Source organism: Streptomyces sp. NPDC056347, from assembly GCF_042262625.1.
GTDB lineage: Bacteria > Actinomycetota > Actinomycetes > Streptomycetales > Streptomycetaceae > Streptomyces.
In genome coordinates this window covers 20,270-39,623 of record NZ_JBHJQP010000006.1, presented here as the reverse complement: position 1 = coordinate 39,623, position 19,354 = coordinate 20,270, and the positions used below count along the sequence as shown (strand labels likewise).

Below are 19,354 nucleotides of genomic sequence, written 5' to 3'. Positions count from 1 at the left end.
ACGCCGTGTTGCGAACTCACCCTATCCCGGGGAGCGCGGCGTGAAATCGAAGGTGCATCAGGCCTCTTCGACCAGCCGTCCGGCCGCCGATCGTGCCATGCACAGAGCCCGAATCCGGGTCCGAGCCCCGCCGGCCGAGCACCATACGAGTGCTCAACCCGTCGAGCAGTGCGAGGAGTTCGCCGGCGCGTGCCGCCGTGTCGAGGCCGGCGGTGAAGCGGCCCCGCCGCACGCCCTGGGCGAGGAGCGATTCGAGGTCCTCCTGCCGGCCCCGGTCGGTCTCGGCCCGGGCCTGCCGCAGCGGCTCGTTCGATACGGTGCGCGCCAAGAGTTCGATCCACAGTGCCGACAGTGCCCCGGAGGTGGCCGGGCCCGGCAAGGACTGGGCGGAGAACGTCGGCGCCGAGCGTCGGCACAAGGCGTGGCCGATGCGCAGCCCGCACCGTGCCGGTGCGGTGCCCGCCCCCTCCAGCGACTGGAACGTCACCGAGACGGACCCGATGGCCGGCGTCCGCACCGCCGTCACCCGGCGCCCGCTCGACGGGGGCGAGCCCCGGATGCGGCAGGAGACGATCAGCGTGGAGACCGCCGTGCGCGGCTACACCATGGGTTCGGCGTGCGCCGACTTCCTGGAGGCGGAGCGCGGTTCACCGACTGTCGGCAAGGCCGCCGACTTCGTGGTCCGCTCCCGCGGCATCCTGCGCGCCGCCCCCGAGGGCGTTCCCGGCACGGTGGCGGAGACCGTCGTCGGCGGGGTCGTCGAGCGCATCGTGTGACCGGTCGGCGATGCCCCGGGAGCGCTCACAGCGGGCCCGGGGCGTCACCGGCGAGGCGGGCGTGCAGATGCTGGTCGTGCCACCCGTCCGCGTGCAGCAGGGCGCCGCGCATGACGCCCTCCGGGGCGAATCCGGCCTTGAGCGCCACCCGGCACGAGGCCGGATTGGCCGTCGAGTGGGACAGCCGAAGACGGTGCAGCCCCAGTTCGTCCAGGGCCCACCGGCTGACCCGCTCCACCGCCCCGACCGCGGCACCCCGGCCGCGGGCCGCCGGGAGCAGCCAGTAGATGATCTCGGCGCTGCCGCCTTCGAGGTCGACGTCGTTCAGTCCGACGAGGCCCGTGGCCCCGCCGTCCGGCCGGGCCAGGGCCCAGACCGCGCCCGTCTCCGCGCGCCAGCGGTCGTGCATCCGCGTGATCCGGTCGCGGGCCTCCCGCACCGACGCCACGCCGAAGAGGTTCCAGCGGTGGATCGCCGGGTCCCGGCCCGCGGCCATCAGGGCCTCGGCATCTTCCGGACACCAGGGACGCAGCGCGAAGCCGTCGGGAAGGCCGAGTACGGGCTGGTCGTCGCGGCCCATCCGGCCCGCGGGAACGACCGGGGGTATGGGCGTGTCGTTGATCATCCGGGCATCGTGCCACAGCGTTCCGGGCCCGCGGCATCCGTGGGCGGCCGTCCGGACACGCGCGAAGGGCGCCCCGCGAGCCGCTGCTCGCAGGGCGCCCTTCCTGGCGCGGGGCCCGGGGTCAGACCGCCGGGGCCGGGAAGGTCGGGTACTCCACGCCGGAGACGTGCTGGACGACCCGGATCACCTGGCACGAGTAGCCGAACTCGTTGTCGTACCAGAGGTAGAGGATCGCGTTGTCGCCGTCGACCTTGGTGGCACCGGCGTCGACGATCGAGGCGTGGCGCGAGCCGATGAAGTCGCTCGACACGGCGTCGGGGGCGGTGATGAAGTCGATCTGACGCCTGAGCGGCGAGGTCAGCGACACATTGCGGAGGTAGTCGAGAACCTCCTCGCGGCTCGTCTCGCGGCCGAGCCGCAGGCTGAGGATCGCGATCGAGACGTCCGGCACCGGGACCCGGATCGAGCTGCCGGTGATGGGTGCGTCGAGCTCGGGCAGCGCCTTGGCGACCGCGGAGGCGGCACCGGTCTCGGTGATGACCATGTTCAGCGGCGCGGAACGCCCCCGCCGGTCGGCCTTGTGGTAGTTGTCCAGCAGGTTCTGGTCGTTGGTGAACGAGTGGACGGTCTCCACGTGGCCGCGGAGCACACCGTACTCGTCCGCCATCGCCTTCAGCGGCGGCACGATCGCGTTGGTGGTGCAGGACGCGCAGGACAGGATCCGCTCGTCCGGCTTGATCGTGTCGTGGTTGACGCCGTGCACGATGTTGGGCACGTCGCCCTTGCCCGGAGCGGTCAGGACGACCTTGTCGATACCGGGGCGCAGGTGCTCGGAGAGCCCCTCGCGGTCGCGCCACTTGCCGGTGTTGTCGATGAGGATGGCGTCCTTGATGCCGTACGCCGTGTAGTCGATCTCGCTGGGGTCGTTGGCGTAGATCACCTTGATCTCGTTGCCGTTGGCGACGATGGTGTTCTTCGCCTCGTCAACGGTGATCGTGCCCTGGAACTGGCCGTGGATCGAGTCGCGGCGCAGCAGCGAGGCACGCTTCACGATGTCCTGGTCGCCACCACCGCGGACGACGATGGCGCGCAGCCGCAGACCGTTGCCGGATCCGGACTTCTCGATGAGCAGCCGGGCGACGAGGCGGCCGATGCGGCCGAAACCGTACAGGACGACATCGCGTCCCTCCCCGCGCGCCAGCTTGTTGGTGCCCGTGGCTCCCGCGACGGCCTCGGCGGTGAACTCCTCCACCGAGAGACCGCGCTCGTCGGCGGCGTAGGTCGCGGCCAGCATGCCGATGTCGATCTGGGAAGGACCGAGGTCGAGCGTGGTGAGGGCCTGGAGGAACGGCAGCGTGTCGGTGACCGACAGCTCCTCGCCGGCGATCTGGCGGGCGAATCGGTGGGTCTTCAGGATGCTGACCACCGACTTGTTGACCAAGGACCGGCTGTGGAGCAGAACCGTTACGTCCCGCTCGCGGTGCAGTTTCCCGATGACCGGGATCATCGACTCCGCGATCTCCTCGCGGTGCTTCCAACTGGTGAACGAGTCGTCATTGACAGTCACAGGTTTATCTTTCGAGCTAGGCGGCGCTCATATGGTAACCCCATGCTTCTTTGGTCATCCAAGCGGGCTGCGTCGCAAGGAGGAATCCGGACGCAGGCCCATGGCCTGTTCGATGTGACGGGGTGCGGGGCCTCCCGTTCGCTCGCCGCACCCTCGCCTCCCTGGCCCGTGCCGGAGCGGGACGGGGCCGACGCCCGGCGCGACGAACGGGTGGTCGCGCCGGGCCGGGGGCCCGGGGTGCTCGACGATGCGGCTCAGGCGGTACGGGGCCCGGCGGGGTGCCGGATCCAGACGTTCGGCTCCACGTAGACGGCGTGGTCGTGCGCGGTGTCGCAGTGGACCGGGGTCAGCGCGCCGGGTACGTCGACGGCGCCGTCCCCGTCGAACGGCAGCCCGGTCCACCGCCGCCAGTCGGCCAGCGAACCGGCCACGGTCATCGAGGCGGGCGCGATCTTCTCGACGGTGCCGCCCGCCTTGACGTGCACCCGTACCCACGGGTCGGCCGGCAGCCCGTCGTCCCGGTGCCGACGGAGGTAGTCGGCCATGGGGACGCGCGGCTCCAAGTGCTTGGCCGTCGGGCGGACCGGTGCCAGCAGGGAGTCGTGGCCCTGCCGTCCGGCCGCCTCCCGCAGCGCTGCCAGCATCCGGTAGGACAGGCCCCGGCCGAGGTAGTCGACGTCCAGCGTGATCTCGAGCGCGCTGGCCGCCGTCGGCGTACGCCCGGCCCCTTGGTCCTGGAACGCCCAGACCAGCACCCGGTCCCAGCCCTGGTCGGGCAGCTCCTCACGGTCGTCGAACCCGGTGGAGAACGGCACGCCGAACCCGCGTGCCACGACCCGGTCCCCGTCGGTGGCCACCACGCAGTACTGCGGGAACTCCGCGGGCACCCGGCTCAGCAGGGCGTTCGCGGCCGGTTCGTGATGGGTGAACGCGGGCCATGAGTCGTTGATCTCGTAGAGCCGCGGGATCAGCGCGGGGCGCTCGGCCAGCGGGGTGATGCGGATGCTGTCGTTGTCTGTCACGACGCAGGACCCTGGCACGGTCCGCGCCCGGGGCCAAGGGAATATCCGGGTCAGGCGCGGTCGCCCTGGAGCCACTGGAGGACCTCCGGGGTCACCGGGTCGGTGATGTCGGAGAACTCGTCGTGCTTCTTCAGGTACTTGGCCACGTACGGGCAGACGGGGACGATGCGCATCCCGCTGTCGCGTACGTCGTTGAGGGCCGCTGTCACGAGGATCGACGCCAGGCCGCGACCGGCGAAGGCGTCGTCGATCTCGGTGTGGTAGAAGACCCGCTGCCCGTCCCGGTCGCGGTAGACGGTGAAGCCCGCGGGCTCGCCGTCGACCTGGATGGTGTAGCGGTGCCGCGCGTCGACGCGCTCGACGACGGGGGCGGGGGAGTCCTGGCTCATGGTGGTCCGATCCTGGTACGGGAAGAGGCGGGCACGGAAGACGATCACCAGGCTATCCCCGGCCGTCCGCGGGTGTGCTTCCGGGCGGAGTGCCGCGGTCACCCGGGGTGTCGTTGCCGCCGCTGCCGCTGGTTCCGCCCTCCGGGACCGAGGCGTCGGAGAACAGCGAGAAGCAGTCCCGCCCGGACCGACCGGGACACGGGCCCTCGTACCGCCGCATGGTGTCGGCGATCTCCCTGAACGCCGCGTCGGGCGTGACCGCGATGGCATTCCGTGTCATGACGTCGCCGACGGTGTACCGGGTGGGCACCATGACGGATTTCTCGAAGGGCGCGGGACCGACGCCGCCGTGGGGGAGCCGCTACCGGATGTCGCGGGACCGGCCGAGAAGTCCCGTACCGCTCAGCGGACCAGCACGGCCTCGCCCGGCCTGGGTACGACTGCTGTCCAGCCCAGCTCGCGGTCGATCCGGTCCCGCAGGGCATCGGACGAGGACTCCTCGCCGTGCACGACATAGGTGGTGCTCGGCGCGGGGGCGCCGCGCAGCCATCCCATGATCTGGCCGGCGTCGGCATGCGCCGAGAAGTGCGGGAGGTCGGCCACTTCCGCACGCACGGGTACGTACTCGCCGAACATCTTCAGCGTGCGGGCACCGTCGACGAGGTCGCGGGCCCTGGTACCGGCCGCCGCGAAGCCGACGACGACGACGGTATTGCGTGGATCGGGCAGAAGGCGGTGGAGATGGTGCAGCACCCGGCCGCCGGTGGCCATGCCGGCCGAGGAGACGATGACCGCGGGCCGGGTCACGCTGTTGATGGCCACGGACTCCTGGACGGTCCGGGCGCTGAGGAACGGGGCCGGACTGATCGCTTCCTCGCCCCGGGCGAGGATCTCGGGCCTGATCTCCGAGGAGCGGGCGCGCAGCGCCTCACGGTAGACATCGAGCGCGGCCAGGGCCATGGGGCTGTCCACGAAGACCGGAACGGATGGCGGCAGGATCCCGCTGCGGCGCAGTTCGGCGAGCTCGTGGAGGACGACCTCGGTACGGTCGATCGCGAAAGCGGGAATGACCGCGGTGCCGCCTCGGGCGAACGTACGGGCAAGTACGGCCGCGAATTCCGTCCGCGCTCTTTCGGGCTCGTGCGTGCGGTTGCCGTACGTCGATTCCATGAGCAGTACGTCCGCGCCCGAGAACGGCTCCGGAGGCAGCAGGAGGGGATGGCCGGGGCGGCCGAGGTCCCCGCTGGCGGCGAGGGTGTGGCCGTCCTCGAGGGTCAGATGGACCCAGGCGGAGCCGAGGATGTGCCCGCCGTGATGCAGGGTGAGCCACGTGTCCTTCATGATTTCGATCCCGTCGCCGATCGCGACCGGATCGAAGTACTTGAGGGTGGTCTCGACGTCGGAATCGTCGTAGAGGGGCTTCGCGGGCCGGTGCTTCGACCAGCCGTGCTCGTTGGCGTGCCGGGCCGCCTCCATCTGGAGGCGCGCGCTGTCCCGGAGCACGATCCCGGCGAGCCCGACGGTGTGGGGGCTGGCCAGGATCGGTCCCCGGAAGCCGTGGCGGACCAGCCGGGGAAGGTAGCCGCAGTGGTCCAGGTGGGCATGGGTGATGATCACGGCGTGAATGGACGAGGCATCACAGGGCAGCTTCGCCCAATTGCGCCGACGCAGGTCCGCGAGCCCCTGGAAGAGGCCGCAGTCGAGAAGGATCCGGACGTGGTCGCTCTCGACGAGGAACTTGCTGCCGGTGACGGTCCGCACACCGCCGAGGAATCGCAGCAGCGCGGGCCTCGGCCCGGATACCGGCACCTGGGTCTCTGCCTCGGACATCGCCGACCCCTTCTTCCGCGGGCGGCAGCCTCTCCACCTTCACACCACCCGCCGGGGGCGGGATGGGCCGAATCGGCCCCCGCCGGGGACCGACCGGCCCATCCGCGGCGGGGCCGAATCGGCCCGGCAGCGGACGGACCACCCGGGAGGGCCATCCACCCAGGTGACCCGGACGGGACGACCGGCCGCGGCCTCGATGGTGAACGACGGGCGGTGGAAGGTTTCGTCGTCTCCGAGCGAGCCGCAGCCCCGGACGGTGGTGGGAGACAGGGCGGGTGGCAGCGCCTGTCGGCTGAACCGCCGGAGGCCGATGACATACGTGTCGACGCCGTGCCGCTGCGAGTGACGGGCCTTGGGCATCACCGGCGGGGTCACCACGCCGGTGACGTACCTCGGGATGGTCGTGGGGTCCAGGGTGGGGACTGGGAATTCGCCGGTGGACGCGGACCTCGGGCCGCCGTGTTCCCCTTCGGGACCGCCGCGGCCCCAGCGGCTCCCGGAAGGGCCGGAACCGCTCGGCCGACGGCCCCGACCGCGATCAGGCCTCTTCGCGCGATCCTCTCTCCCGCCTTCCGCGGAACGAGGGCTTCGGCCACTGTCGACGGAATGCCGGGGAGCGCACACGGTGGGTAGGGGGGGCGTCCGGTGTGTCGTCAAGCCCTGGTCACGGCACAGGCCGCGTTCCACTGATGGGAACAGCCGACAGCGACGGATGCCGTTCAGGACATGCCGCCGGTCCGCCGACGGGGCCGGGCGGAGAGTTCGAACCCTCGCCGCCACCCGCGCTCGCCGAGCAGGGAGGCCGCTTCCCTCTGCTCTTCCGCCTCGCCGCCGACCGACTACCGCGAGAAGCACATGTCACCGCCGCCCGGACCCCGGGCAGGGCCGGACGGCCCCTGCGCCGGACCGGATGCCGTGATGCGATGGACGAGCAATGCCCAACGGCTGCCACACCGCAGGACCGAGGTACGCCATGAATCACAACGCGGCACGATTGCGCCGCCGGACCGCCACCGCCGTGTCCCGATGGCTCGAGCCGGTTCTCCTGGCAGTGACCACAGCGGCACTGACCGGGGGAGGCATCGCCTGGCTGGCCGACGCACACGCTCTCGCGAACCTGTTCTGGGCGCTGGGCACCGCAGCCGCCTTCGCCCCCGCGGTCGGGTGGGTGGTCGCGGCTCTCCGTCGCGGGCACGCCGGGGTGGATCTCATCGCCGTACTCGCGCTCGGCGGCACCCTGGCCGTGGCCGAGTACCTGGCCGGCGCCCTGATCGCGCTGATGCTCGCCACCGGCCGCGCCCTGGAGGCCGCCGCCCAGCGGCGGGCCTCCCACGACCTTCGCGCCCTGCTCGAACACGCGCCGCGCTCGGCGCATCGCCGCACGGACACCGGAGTGGTCACGGTGCCGTTGAGCGAAGCCGCCGTCGGCGACCTGCTCGTGGTGCGCCCCGGCGAGGTGGTGCCCGTCGACGGCTGGGTGGAAAGCGCCGTCGCCGTCCTCGACGAGTCGGTGCTGACCGGTGAACCCCTCCAGGTCGAGCGCCCCCACGGCGAAGGCGTACGCAGCGGCGTGGTCAACGCGGGCGGGGCCTTCGAACTGCGTGCCACCGCCACCGAGCGGGACAGCACCTACGCGGGCATCGTGCGGCTGGCCGAGCAGGCCGGGGCCGAGTCCGCGCCGCTCGTACGACTGGCCGACCGGTACGCCGCCTGGTTCCTCCCCCTGACCCTCCTGGTGGCGGGGCTGGCCTGGCTGATCAGCGGCTCCGCGGTACGCGCGGTCGCCGTCCTGGTGGTGGCCACCCCCTGCCCGCTGCTGCTGGCCGCTCCGGTCGCCATCGTCTCCGGGCTGTCCCGGGCCTCCCGCCTCGGCGTGGTCATCCGCGACGGCGGCGCACTGGAGAACCTCGGTCGCGCCCGCACCCTCCTGCTCGACAAGACCGGCACCCTCACCGGCGGACGCCCACGGGTACTCGATGTCGTCGCCGCTCCCGGATCGAAGCCCGCGGAAGTGCTGCGCCTGGCAGCCTCGGTCGACCAGTACTCACCACACGTACTGGCCCAGGCCATCGTCGACACCGCCCGGGAGCGCAAGATGGAGCTGTCGACCGCGATGAATGTCGTCGAGGAGCCCGGCCGGGGCGCCGCGGGCACCGTGGACGGACACCGGGTCGCCATCGGCCGCCCCAGAAACTCGCAGGCGCTTCCCGCCTGGGCCAAGGCGGTCGAGAACCGTGCGCTCCTGGACGGCGCGGCCATCGCCTGGCTCACCCTCGACGGGCGGCCGACCGGTGCCGTCCTGCTGCGCGACCCCGTGCGCCATGACGCTCCGCGAACCCTGCGCCACCTGCGCACGGCCGGTATCGAGCGGCTGGTGATGCTGACCGGTGACCGCGCCGCCCCCGCCCGCGAAGTCGCTGCCGTGCTCGGCCTCGACGAGGTACGCGCAGAACTCGGCCCGGCCGACAAGGTCGCCGCCGTACACGCGGAACGGGAGCACGCGGTCACCGTGATGGTCGGCGACGGCGTCAACGACGCCCCCGCCCTGGCCGCCGCCGACGTCGGGGTCGCCATGGGGGCGCGCGGCGCCACCGCCTCCTCCGAGGCCGCCGACATCGTCCTGACCACCGACCGTCTCGACCGCCTCGCCGACGCCGTCGCCATCGCCCAGCGCGCCCGGCACATCGCCGTCCAGAGCGCCCTCGGCGGCATGCTGATGTCCATGGCCGCCATGGCCGCAGCCGCTGTCGGCCTGCTCCCGCCGGCCGTCGGCGCGCTGCTGCAGGAAGGCATCGACGTGGCCGTCATCCTCAACGCCCTGCGCGCCCTGCGCGTCGATCAGGCCGTACGGCCGGCCCTCACTCCCGCCGCCGAGGCACTCATCCGCCGCTTCGCCGCCGAACACGACGACCTCCAGGACGTCCTCGACGCCGTACGCACCGCCGCCGACCGCCTCTCCGACACCACCGGCCCGGAGGCTCTCGATGCCGTCGAGCAGACCCATCGCCTGCTCACCGAACGGCTTCTGCCCCACGAACACGCCGAGGAGAGCCAGCTCTATCCCGCCCTCGCTCCCGTCCTGGGCGGACCCGAGGCCACCGCGACCATGAGCCGGGCCCACACCGAGATCGAGCGCCTGTCCCGCCGCATAGCCACACACCTGCAACTGGCCCGCAGCGGCGGTGGCATGGCTCCGGAGCAACTCGACGACCTGCGCTCCTGCCTCTACGGCCTGAACACCGTACTGCGTCTGCACTTCACCCAGGAGGAGGAGAACTACTTCTCCCTCGCCCCGTAGCACGCGGGCACCGGGCCGCCGGAATGGTGCGTGAGCGGGGCTGTCCCGCCGAGCGGCCACCTCGCTCGGCGGGACAGCCGACGGACCGTCCGGTCGTCCTTCGGCCCGACGACCAGGAAGCGCGTCCGGGGCACCACTTGCGGGTGCGTTCAGGCCGCCCGGCAGACACTGTCCGGGACCGCGTGCGGGCCGGTCCCGGAACCCTCTTGGACTCGGGGCCCCCGGCAGGGATGGGCGGCGCGCGGAGGAACTGACCGCGGGGCGATTCGCACGTGGAGAGAGCGGCGAGGACGAGTACGGGCGCCGCGTCACGCTGCTACGTGAGCACCGGTGGCGCCGTGGCCGCCCGGTCCGAGGTGAGCGTTTGCCGGTGCTGTCGGCCGGTGCGAGGCTGACACCATGGTGCGCGCGCCGGATTCGCAGACGCTGACCGGGTGGGCCGTGGGGAAGCCCGGACCGATCGAAGCCGGCCCGCTGCTGCGGGTACGGCGGGCGATGCCCCGGCCGGGGCCCGGCGAACTGTTGCTCACGGTCGAGGCGTGCGGCGTGTGCCGGACCGACCTGCACCTCGCCGAGGGCGACCTTCCCCCGCATCGGGCATCGACCGTTCCCGGCCATGAGATCGTCGGCCGGGTGACCGCCGTCGGTGATGCAGTCACGGACTTCCGGGTCGGTGACCGCGCCGGTGGGGCCTGGCTGCGCAGCACCTGCGGTCATTGCCGATACTGCCGGGCGGGCCGCGAGAACCTGTGCCCCGACTCCCTGTACACCGGCTGGGACGCGGACGGTGGTTTCGCCGACACTGCCGTCGTACCGGCCGACTACGCCTACCGGTTGCCGGACGACCAGGAGGCGGTGCTGCTGGCGCCGTTGCTGTGCGCCGGGATCATCGGCTTCCGCGCCCTGCGCCGCAGCGCCCTGCCGCCCGGTGGCCGACTCGGAATCTACGGCTTCGGTGCCTCGGCCCACCTGGCGGCGCAGGTCGCCCTGGCCGAAGGAGCGACGGTGCACGTGCTCACCCGTTCGGCGCGAGCCCGTGAACTCGCCCTCGAGCTGGGCACCGCTTCCGCGGGCGGCGCCTACGACCGCCCGCCGGAACCGCTGGATTCGGCGATCCTCTTCGCGCCGGTCGGTGACCTGGTGCCCGTGGCGCTGGAGGCACTGGACCGTTCGGGCACGCTCGCCGTCGCGGGCATCCACCTCACCGACATCCCCGTTCTCGATTACCGGCGCCACCTCTTCGAGGAACGGAACCTGCGCAGCGTCACTTCCAACACCCGGCAGGACGGCCGTGACTTCCTCGACACGGCAGCACGCATCGGCATGCGGGTCACGGTCAGCCCGTATCCGCTGAGCCGCGCCGACCAGGCGCTGAGCGACCTCTCCGCCGACCGCGTCAACGGAGCCGCCGTCCTCGTCCCGGGATGACGGCCGGACCGCGCCCCGAACTCGGACGCCGCCCCGACCAGGTCACAGTGTGTTGTCATCCCTGATGGACGACCGCGACGATCACGGATTCTCCGGTACCAGATCCATGCGGACGTCCACGACGCCCTCGACCGCCCGGATCGCCTGTGCCAGGAGCGGTACTTGAGAACGGTTCCCGAGCGGCCCCAGAACAGTGACGACACCGTCCAGCACGGTGAACTCCACCCGGCCGGCGAGCGACAGCTCGGCGAGCACGACGGACCGGATCTCCTCGCCGATCTCGCTGTCCGGCCGCAGGAACACCTTCAACAGGTCGCCACGGCTCACGACGCCCTCCAGCATGCCGAGACCGTTCACGACGGGCAGTCGTTTCACCCGCTTGCGCGCCATGATGCGGGCGGCTTCGGCGAGCGTGGCATCGGGATGGACGGTGACCGCCGGACTCGACATCAGGTCCGCGGCCAGCACGGCGTCGGCCTTGGACGCATCCTCCGCCTGACCGCGAAGCGGCGGGCCGTCCTGCCGGAACTCCTCCTTCCATAGAAGGTCGGCCTCCGACACGACCCCGATGACGCGCCCCTCGCCCTCGAGGACCGGCACGGCGCTGACCTTCCACTGCTGCATGAGCTCGACGATCTCCTTGTACGAGGCGTCGCGTCCGACAGCCACGGCCGTGTGGGTCATGACATCGCTGACGGTGTACGGGGACGGGGCCATGGGGTCCTCCTTCCGGGCGTGATCCCGGCCCGGCGGTACGAAGGCGCCGGACACCGGGCGTTCAGCGCGCCGGCTCCACGTCGAGGGCGAGACATCGCCGTCGGCGAAAAGTCGGGCGATGTCCTTGAACGGGCCGAAGGCGTCTTGGTGGCGACGTCGTGCGTCATGACTTCGGAATCTGTTCGGTACTGCATGCCGGTCCTCCTCCCGGGGTGCGGAAATCCTGCGCATTCCACCCTGCTGCGTCGGTACTCCGGCCGGGCAGTGCGGTGGAGGCGGCCTCGGAGATCCCTTGGGCACCCGCCGTCGGCCGGTTGCGCGCTCGGGAACGGCGTCCTGGCTATGTTTCTTCCGCGGTGAGTTCGCACCGTACGTTCACCACGCCTTCGACGGCCCGCGCCAGCCGCTCCGCGACCGGGGCGAGCGCACCGTCGCTCACGTCGCCGCTCAGAGTGACGACGCCCGATTCGACGCGTACGTGTACCTGGTGGTGGGACAGGGGGAAGAGCCGGTCGATGACATCGCGGCGGATGTCGTCGGCGAGACTCTCGTCCGGGCGGAGAAAGACCTTGAGCAGGTCGGACCGGCTCACGACGCCCTGGATCATGCCGTGCGGGTCGACGACCGGCAGCCGTTTGACGTGATGTGCGGCCATCAGCCGCGCGGCCTGCGGGAGCGAGGCACCGGGGGCGATGGTGACGGCCGGTGAGGTCATCAGGGTTTCGGCCCGTTCGGAGCCCGCCTTCGCGGCGGCACCGGGCCTGCGCAGTTGCCCGACGAGGCCGGGGCGGTGATCGCGGAACTCCTCCTTGAGGAGCAGGTCGGCCTCGGAAACGATGCCTATGACACGGCCTTCTCCTTCGAGCACGGGCAGTGCGGTCACCTTCCACCGGGCCATGGCGGCGACGATCTCCTTGAACTCCGCACCGGGCCGGACGGCGATGACCTTCCGGGACATCACGTCGGCCACGGTGGACGGCGGGCGGGACATGGCGGTCTCCTTCGGCGGGTCCGGTCCCGTGCCGGCCCCTGTCCACCCTCGCACCTCCGGGGCGGCGGGACACGGGTCCGAGAGGGCCGTTCCGGGGGGCCGGTCGGCCCCTGCGCGGTCTCCGGCCCGGGGACGGGGCCGGACGGCCGAGGCACGCCAGTGGCCTGCGGGTTTCCTTCGGTTCGCCCCGGCGCCCGGCGCCCGGCGGTGACGGGCACTGCGGGACACGTCTGCGGAGGCTGCCGGGGCGCCCGGGTACACGCGGGTACGGTGACCGGGTCGCCCGGCGGACGGTGGTGCGCTGCCGTGACAGGGGAGGGGGCCCGGATACGAACCGGCGCCCCGTGAGTCACCACGTGCCGAAAGGGTGTGAGGAACGGGCCGGAACGGGTCGTGCCGCGATGGAGGGGGCGTTCACCCGAGGGCGTCGTGCACCGCCCGGGGCGGGGAATGCGCCGCGTCGGCGCCGGTGGACAACCGGTCCCTGACGGCCACGACCCCCTCCACACGTTCGGCGAGACGTACGATCATCTCGGCCTGGCCGGGCCGGCGGACATGGCCGACCAGGGTCACGACACCGTCCAGAACCCGCACGTCCACCGCATCGTCGGGGAGATCCGGGACGTCGTCGATGACCTCGTCCCGGATACGGTCCCGGATCTCCGCATCGGGGCGGAGGAAGACGCTGAGCAGATCGCGGCGGGTCACGATACCCACCAGCCGTTCCTCCTCGTCGACCACCGGAAGCCGTTCCACACCGCACCGCACCATGAGACGGGCGGCATCCGGCACCGCCTCCTCGGCGTGCACCGTAACGGCCGGTGTGCTCATCAGCTCCCGGGTGGTGAGCGCCCGGCGTGCCAGCAGATCGCTCTCGGAGACGACCCCCACGACGTGATCGTCCTCGTCCACGACGGGCAGACCGGTCACGTCGTGCTCGGCGAGGAGTTTCGCCACTTCCCTGAACGATGTCTCCGGCAGAGCGGAGACCACGTCGTCGGTCATCAGCCGACCGACCTTCATGCGCCTCATCACGGGCCTCCCGTTCGCGCCTCGGCAGCGGTCCCCCACCACACCACCGTCCACCGCCCGCCCTTCCCCTGCGAGGGGCCGACCGGCCCCCGTCGGGCCCGGTCGGCCTCGACCCACTCCTGCTCCGGACCACCCCGAATGGGGCTATCGGTCCCATCTGTGCCCCCAATGGCTCTCCTCCTCCCGGACGGGGACCACGAGGCTGGGACGTAGCCCCGTGCCCCGGGGGGAGTACCGGCACGGGAACCCGAGAGGGGAGCACACCATGACCGCAGCCGGACAACGCGGAGACCTCGTCGTCGGGATCGACCCTCTCCGCGACGGGCAGCTCGCCCTGGCCTGGGCAACGGACGAGGCCCATCGGCGCCGACTGCCGCTCCGTCTCGTCGTCGCCGTGCCGCCCCTACGGGAAGCACAGCTCGTCGACGACACTCCCAGGCACCGGGCGCAGACACGCGCCGGAACGGAGGCGCTGCGCATCGCGACGGACCGGGCGCGGGCCCGGCATCCGGATGTGAGCATCGGCTCCGACCTCCTCGACGGCGCCCCGGCGACCGTCGTGTCAGGACTGGCACAGGAGGCCGCCATGATCGTCCTCGGTTCACGGCACCTCAGCCGTACCGAGGAGTTCCTGAGCGCCGGCTCCCTGGTCGTTCCGGTCACCGCGCAGGCACGGTGCCCCGTCGTCGTCGTGGGCGACTCGGAGCACAGTACCCAGGACTCGCCGTACCTCGTCGTCGGCGTCGACGGCAGCGAGCCGTCCCGCTGCGCCCTGGCCCTGGCCTTCGAGGAGGCGGATCTCAGACGCTGCGGGCTGCGGGCCGTCGCGGTCTGGCAGCCGCCCGTGTTCTTCCGGCACACGGACGGGGCGTCGTTCCAGGCGGAGCGCCGCATGCTGGCGGAGACCACGGCGGGCTGGTCGGAGCGGTACCCCGACATCCGGATCACCCACGAGGTGCTTGTCGGGTCGCCCGTCGAGATGCTGGCGGAGGCCGCCGAGCACGCCCTGGCCGTTGTCGTCGGGCGCCGGGGACGGGGCGGCTACATGGGGATGCGGCTCGGCTCCGTCGTCCATGGACTGCTGCACCGCGCCCACTGTCCAGTGATCACCGTTCCCGGGTCCTGAGAACGCCGCGGTCCGAAACGTCCGTGCTGGGGCCCGGCCGAACCGGCCGGGTGCCCGTTGCCCGCACCCGGCGGTCCCCGACCGGTGCCCCGCGGGTCGCGCGGTCGGGGACCGCACCTGCGGACGGGCCCGCCGGACAGGGGCCGGGTGACGGAGACGGTCACCGCCTGCCCGGTGCCCGCCCGCCGACCGGGCCGGGGCTGGATCACAGCGCCTCGCACAGGCGGTGCGTCAGCGAGGTCGGCGCCGGACCGGGCCGGTCCGGCTGGACGCCCCGCCGGACGGCCGACCGGGCCGACTCCGCCGTCACCATCCGGAGCGCAGGGCGGAACCGCGGACCGGGCCGGGCCGGGAGCGATCCCGCCGGCCGTGGTTCCCGACGGCCGACGCCGCGCACCGTCAGCTCCTGGCGGGCGCGCCGTGCTGCTCGTACATCCACACCGCCAGCTGCGTACGCGAGGTGAACCCCAGCTTGCCCAGGATGCGCTCGACGTGGTTCTCCGCGGTGCGCTGCGCGATGGTCAGCCGTACCGCGATCTCCTTGTTCGTGAGCCCCGCGGCGACGAGTTCCGCGACCTGGCTCTCCCGCCGCGTCAGACCCGGCGCCCCGGCCGGATCGTCCAGTACGTACGCCATCGCCTCGTCCACCGTCGCCCGCGCCCCGCGCTGGAACTCCTGCTCGAAGACCGCTCCGGGCAACGCCTCACGGACCTTCGCGGCGAAGCTCAGATGCTGCCCGCGCATGAACGGCGCGGAGCCGAGCCGCCCGCCCAGCGAACCCCACAGCAGATGCAGCACACCGAGCAGCCGGGCCGCGGGCCGCGGCGCGTCCCGCGTGCTCCACGCGATCACCTCCACGCACATGGCCACGTCCCACCAGTCCTCGAAGGGCCGCATCAGACCGATGGCCGCGCGGGCGTGCCCGATCGCTTCCCCGGGCGCGTCGGCGCGCCGCGCCAGCAGGGCGCGGGCGAGCAGCGCCATCCCGTGCAGCCACGACTCGCCCCTCGCCCGCGCGGCGGCCTCGACCTCGCCGCACGCCTCGGCGGCCTTCACGGCATCACCCCCGTAGGCGTGCGCGATGGCGAACTTGACCCGGCATTCGAGCGCGGCGTCGAGACACCCCTGCGCACGGAATTCGGCATACGCCCGTACGAACAGCTCTGCGGCGCCCGCGAAGTCCTCGCGCCAGACGGCGAGGATCCCGTGGTGATGCCACACCCACGCCAGCTCCCGCCGATGTCCGCCGAGCCGCGCCGCCTCGTCGCACGCGGCGAGCGCGCCGGCCACCTCGTCGTCCGGGGCGCCCTGGAGAATCGCCAGATACGTGTCGGTGACCAGCGCCCGGACCCGTTCTTCCGTGGCTGGGCCGCCGTCTGCCCGGTCGGCGGCGAGCAGCAGCGACAACCAGCGGCGCCCCTCGGACAGCAGCCCCGCCGTGAGCCAGTAGTGCCGGGGCGACACGGCCAGTGCGAGACCGGCTCGCGCCTGCCCGGGCTGCTCCAGACAGAACTCCAGGGCCGCGCGCAGGTTCGGATGGTCCAGCCGCAGCCGGCTGAACCAGTCGGCCTGCCGGGCCCCGAACCACTCCTGCCCGGCCTGCGTGGCGAGGTCCGCGCAGTGGTCCCGGTGACGGCCGCGGAGCGCGCCGAGCGAGCCCGACGCGACCAGCCGCTCGTGTCCGTACTCCCGTACCGTCTCCAGCATGTGATAGACGGAACGCCCGTCTTCCCGACGGCAGGTGACGATCGATCTCGCCACCAGCGCGTCGAGAGTGTCGAGCAGCGCGTCCGCCGGCAGCTCGGCGTCCGCGCAGACCCGCTCCAGCCCGTGCAGGTCGAAACCGCCCCGGAACACGGAGGCGCGCGCCCACAGCAGGCGCTCGCGCTCCGTGCACAGCTCATGGCTCCAGTCGATCAGCGCGCGCAGGGTGCGCTGCCGGTCGGAGGCGATACGGCTGCCCCCGGTCAGCAGCGCGAACCGGTCCGTGAGCCGCTCCAGGATCTCCCGCGGCGTCAGGCTCCGGACACGCGCCGCGGCCAGCTCGATCGCGAAAGGCAGCCCGTCCAGACGGCGCACCAGCTCGGCGACGGCGGCGGCGTCGGACTCCGTCACCGTGAAGCCGGGGAGCACGGCGGAGGCCCGCTCGGCGAACAGCGCGACCGCCGGATTGCCGCTGGGAGTGCGCACCCGGATTCCCGCCCCCGCGACATCACCCGCCTCCGGCACGGGCAGCGGCTCCACCGGAAAGACCTGCTCGCCCCCGATCCCGAGCGGCTGCCGGCTCGTCGCCAGCACACGCAGCCCGGGGGCGGCCCGCAGCAGCGTGTCGGCGAGCCGGGCGCAGGCGTCGACCAGATGCTCGCAGTTGTCCAGGACGAGCAGGACGCGCCGCTCGCGCAGCCGGGCCGCCAGCGCGGCCGTCGTACCGGCACCCGGGCGCCCCGGACGGGTCGCGCCGAGGGTTCCCAGGACACTCGGCGCGAGCAGCCCGGGATCCCGTAGATCGGCCAGCTCGACGACATGCACCCCGTCGGGGAACGAACTCGTCACGTCCGAGGCCACCCGCAGCGCCAGCCGCGTCTTGCCCACACCACCGACCCCGGTGAGTGTCACCAGACGGGCATCGGACAGCAGCCTCACGATCCGTGAGATCTCCGCACGCCGCCCGATCAGCGACGTCAACTCGCCTGCCCCCGCCCTCATGGGCGGCCATTTTACGGACGTACGACGACCGGGACCGGTCGGTCGACGGGCACAATTGAGTAGTTCTCCCGTAGCCCCGCACGCACGCCGGTCCGACACTCGACGGCGTGGAATCGGACGATCATGCGAGGTGTGTGTTGACGGCGGACGCGGCTACGGGGGGCGGCGAGCAGCGCGGGCGGCTGGGGGAGCGCGTGTGGACCTATCAGGGAGCGATATCCAGACGTCCCCTGACCATGTTCGTCCCGCTCGTCATCGTGTTCGTCGTGATGTGCACCATCGCCGGCGACCACTACGACGAGGAATCCTTCCGCCTCGCCATGTGGGCGGTTCCCGTGGCTGCCGCCGGGTGCGCCGCGCTCTGCGTCCGGCACACCCGGATCCGGCTCCGCGAGCACGAGCACGGCTTCGAGTTCCGCCGCCCGGGGCGCCGCACGCTGCACCGCACCTGGGACGAGATCGCCTCCGTCGAGTCGGCGAAGGTGTCCGTCCGCATCAACTTCAGCCACTCCCACGACGTGGTCAGGACCGTCCTGCGCCCGTACGAGGGCGGCCCGATCCGGCTCAGGGACCTGGACTACGTCAAGGTCCGCCAGGAATCCGGATTCTGGCGCCTGGCCACCAGGGGCCCGGTCGACAACGCCCGGCCGTTCACCGCGCGCGCCTCCCGGGAAGTGGCCGGAGCCGTCGCGGTGCGGCACCTGGAAGAACTGGCTGCGGGCGGCGAGTTCCGCTGGGGCGCACTGACGTTCACCCGTGAGGGCCTGACGCTCAACCCCTTTCCCGGCCTGCTGGAGTGGTCCCGTATCACCTTCGTGTCCGGAGGCCCGGACACCGGCCTCCGCCTCGACGTACGCGGCCTGGCCGGACACGTCGGCGCTCCGGCCCTGAAGCCCCGCGCCACCAGGGCCGGCTACAGCACCGAAGGCGACCGCCTCAAGGTCTTCATGCCCCTGCGCCGCCCCGGATCGGACTACGCGGCGCTGGCCGCCGTCCTCGCCAACGGCGCCGCCCTGACCGACCGGCGCCTCCAGGACCCCGACCAGTGACCGGGCAGGAGGAGAACACGCTTCCCGATCTCGGCCCGGTGATCGGCCGGCATCCGGTGGACCACCGGAGACGATGGGTGAACGCGGGCTGCGCACTGCTCGTGGCCGTCCCGTCCGGCCGGCTCGGCGCATGGGGCCTGTCCGCGACCGGCGAGGGAACGCCCGGCAGCAACAAGGCGGTCGGTCTTCTCCTCGGACTCGCCCTGGGGGCGTCGATCATCGCAGTGACCCAGATCGCCCGGGCTCTGCGCGGCGAGCGGGGCGAGTACTTCGAAACACACGAGGAGGGCCTGGTCCATGGATCCCGGCGAGGCGCCAGAGGCTGGTCCTGGAACCGCGTCACCTCGCTCCACGTCGACGGCGATGCCGTGAACGGCCTGGCGACCCGGCTCGGCAACGGCTACCGCATCGAGATCGGCCTCGACGACGGCACCCGGCTGCGGACCGACGGACTCGCCGAACACGCCGGTGACCTGGGACGCGTACTGCTGACACGGTGCCCGCACGTCGCTCTGAAGCCGCGGATCCCCTGGTACGGCCGGGCGGGCTCCTGGCTGCTGGTGGCGGCCGCGGCATGCGTGGCTGCGGTCCCCGCGATGATCTTCTACATCGTGGATCACCCGGACAGGGAACACCGGATCTCCGCCGGTACCGGCATGACCGTGGTGCGGACCGAACCGGGCATCAGCGAGGCAGGCTACGCCTTTCTGTCCATCGGGATGCTGGTGTGCACCATCACCGCGATCACCCTCGTCATCGCCTACGTGCGCGGCAGGGCGTACCGCTGACTCGACCGGT

General features: G+C 72.2%; 17 protein-coding genes. 6 read left to right on the top strand and 11 right to left on the bottom strand.

All coding sequences use genetic code 11. The features are described from left to right. Window positions 1–16 precede the first annotated feature (16 nt). Window positions 17–328, bottom strand: coding sequence for a TetR family transcriptional regulator C-terminal domain-containing protein (locus tag ACFCV8_RS02965; protein ID WP_376683478.1), 312 nt, complete (start codon window positions 326–328; stop codon window positions 17–19). Here ACFCV8_RS02965 and ACFCV8_RS02960 point away from each other — a divergent pair. After that, entirely contained in the window at window positions 318–776 is a 459-nt protein-coding gene (locus tag ACFCV8_RS02960) for an amidohydrolase family protein (protein ID WP_376683477.1), read from the top strand. The two genes, ACFCV8_RS02965 and ACFCV8_RS02960, sit on opposite strands and share 11 nt — an antisense overlap. Before the next feature lie 25 nt (window positions 777–801). Here the strand turns inward: ACFCV8_RS02960 and ACFCV8_RS02955 are convergent, their stop codons facing one another. From ACFCV8_RS02955 to ACFCV8_RS02930, 6 genes are all read right to left on the bottom strand, one after another. Next, window positions 802–1,401: a GNAT family N-acetyltransferase gene (locus ACFCV8_RS02955; protein WP_376683476.1), complete on the bottom strand. Its 600-nt coding sequence runs from the start codon at window positions 1,399–1,401 to the stop codon at window positions 802–804. 121 nt (window positions 1,402–1,522) lie between these two features. Further along, window positions 1,523–2,968 carry a glyceraldehyde-3-phosphate dehydrogenase gene (locus ACFCV8_RS02950; protein WP_376683475.1) on the bottom strand — a complete coding sequence of 482 codons (1,446 nt, stop codon included), beginning with the start codon at window positions 2,966–2,968 and terminating at the stop codon, window positions 1,523–1,525. A 254-nt stretch (window positions 2,969–3,222) separates the two neighbouring features. Beyond that, window positions 3,223–3,990 carry an N-acetyltransferase gene (locus tag ACFCV8_RS02945; RefSeq protein WP_376683474.1) on the bottom strand — a complete coding sequence of 256 codons (768 nt, stop codon included), beginning with the start codon at window positions 3,988–3,990 and terminating at the stop codon, window positions 3,223–3,225. Between the two features lie 50 nt (window positions 3,991–4,040). Further along, window positions 4,041–4,379, bottom strand: coding sequence for a GNAT family N-acetyltransferase (locus tag ACFCV8_RS02940; protein WP_376683510.1), 339 nt, complete (start codon window positions 4,377–4,379; stop codon window positions 4,041–4,043). Between the two features lie 52 nt (window positions 4,380–4,431). After that, window positions 4,432–4,692, bottom strand: coding sequence for a hypothetical protein (locus tag ACFCV8_RS02935; RefSeq protein ID WP_376683473.1), 261 nt, complete (start codon window positions 4,690–4,692; stop codon window positions 4,432–4,434). A gap of 89 nt (window positions 4,693–4,781) precedes the next feature. Next, window positions 4,782–6,209: an MBL fold metallo-hydrolase RNA specificity domain-containing protein gene (locus tag ACFCV8_RS02930; RefSeq protein ID WP_376683472.1), complete on the bottom strand. Its 1,428-nt coding sequence runs from the start codon at window positions 6,207–6,209 to the stop codon at window positions 4,782–4,784. 973 nt (window positions 6,210–7,182) lie between these two features. Between ACFCV8_RS02930 and ACFCV8_RS02925 the strand changes: the two genes are divergently transcribed. Next, window positions 7,183–9,507 carry a heavy metal translocating P-type ATPase gene (locus ACFCV8_RS02925; RefSeq protein ID WP_376683471.1) on the top strand — a complete coding sequence of 775 codons (2,325 nt, stop codon included), beginning with the start codon at window positions 7,183–7,185 and terminating at the stop codon, window positions 9,505–9,507. 399 nt (window positions 9,508–9,906) lie between these two features. Further along, window positions 9,907–10,935: a zinc-binding alcohol dehydrogenase family protein gene (locus ACFCV8_RS02920; protein ID WP_376683470.1), complete on the top strand. Its 1,029-nt coding sequence runs from the start codon at window positions 9,907–9,909 to the stop codon at window positions 10,933–10,935. A gap of 81 nt (window positions 10,936–11,016) precedes the next feature. Here the strand turns inward: ACFCV8_RS02920 and ACFCV8_RS02915 are convergent, their stop codons facing one another. From ACFCV8_RS02915 to ACFCV8_RS02905, 3 genes are all read right to left on the bottom strand, one after another. Continuing rightward, on the bottom strand, window positions 11,017–11,652 hold the full coding sequence (locus ACFCV8_RS02915) for a CBS domain-containing protein (protein WP_376683469.1): 636 nt from the start codon (window positions 11,650–11,652) through the stop codon (window positions 11,017–11,019). 340 nt (window positions 11,653–11,992) lie between these two features. Further along, window positions 11,993–12,643: a CBS domain-containing protein gene (locus ACFCV8_RS02910; protein WP_376683468.1), complete on the bottom strand. Its 651-nt coding sequence runs from the start codon at window positions 12,641–12,643 to the stop codon at window positions 11,993–11,995. Between the two features lie 414 nt (window positions 12,644–13,057). Continuing rightward, window positions 13,058–13,675, bottom strand: a complete 618-nt coding sequence (locus tag ACFCV8_RS02905) for a CBS domain-containing protein (RefSeq protein ID WP_376683467.1) — start codon at window positions 13,673–13,675, stop codon at window positions 13,058–13,060. A 265-nt stretch (window positions 13,676–13,940) separates the two neighbouring features. Between ACFCV8_RS02905 and ACFCV8_RS02900 the strand changes: the two genes are divergently transcribed. Then, the gene (locus ACFCV8_RS02900) at window positions 13,941–14,801 is read left to right on the top strand and encodes a universal stress protein (RefSeq protein WP_376683466.1); all 861 of its coding nucleotides are present in this window, start codon (window positions 13,941–13,943) and stop codon (window positions 14,799–14,801) included. Between the two features lie 399 nt (window positions 14,802–15,200). On the opposite strand, the gene ACFCV8_RS02895 is transcribed toward ACFCV8_RS02900, so the two are convergent. Beyond that, window positions 15,201–17,507, bottom strand: a complete 2,307-nt coding sequence (locus ACFCV8_RS02895) for a LuxR C-terminal-related transcriptional regulator (RefSeq protein ID WP_376683465.1) — start codon at window positions 17,505–17,507, stop codon at window positions 15,201–15,203. A gap of 236 nt (window positions 17,508–17,743) precedes the next feature. Between ACFCV8_RS02895 and ACFCV8_RS02890 the strand changes: the two genes are divergently transcribed. Then, the gene (locus tag ACFCV8_RS02890) at window positions 17,744–18,556 is read left to right on the top strand and encodes a hypothetical protein (protein ID WP_376683464.1); all 813 of its coding nucleotides are present in this window, start codon (window positions 17,744–17,746) and stop codon (window positions 18,554–18,556) included. Continuing rightward, window positions 18,553–19,344 carry a hypothetical protein gene (locus ACFCV8_RS02885; protein WP_376683463.1) on the top strand — a complete coding sequence of 264 codons (792 nt, stop codon included), beginning with the start codon at window positions 18,553–18,555 and terminating at the stop codon, window positions 19,342–19,344. Before ACFCV8_RS02890 ends, ACFCV8_RS02885 begins: the two co-directional genes overlap by 4 nt. The last annotated feature ends 10 nt before the right edge of the window (window positions 19,345–19,354 follow it).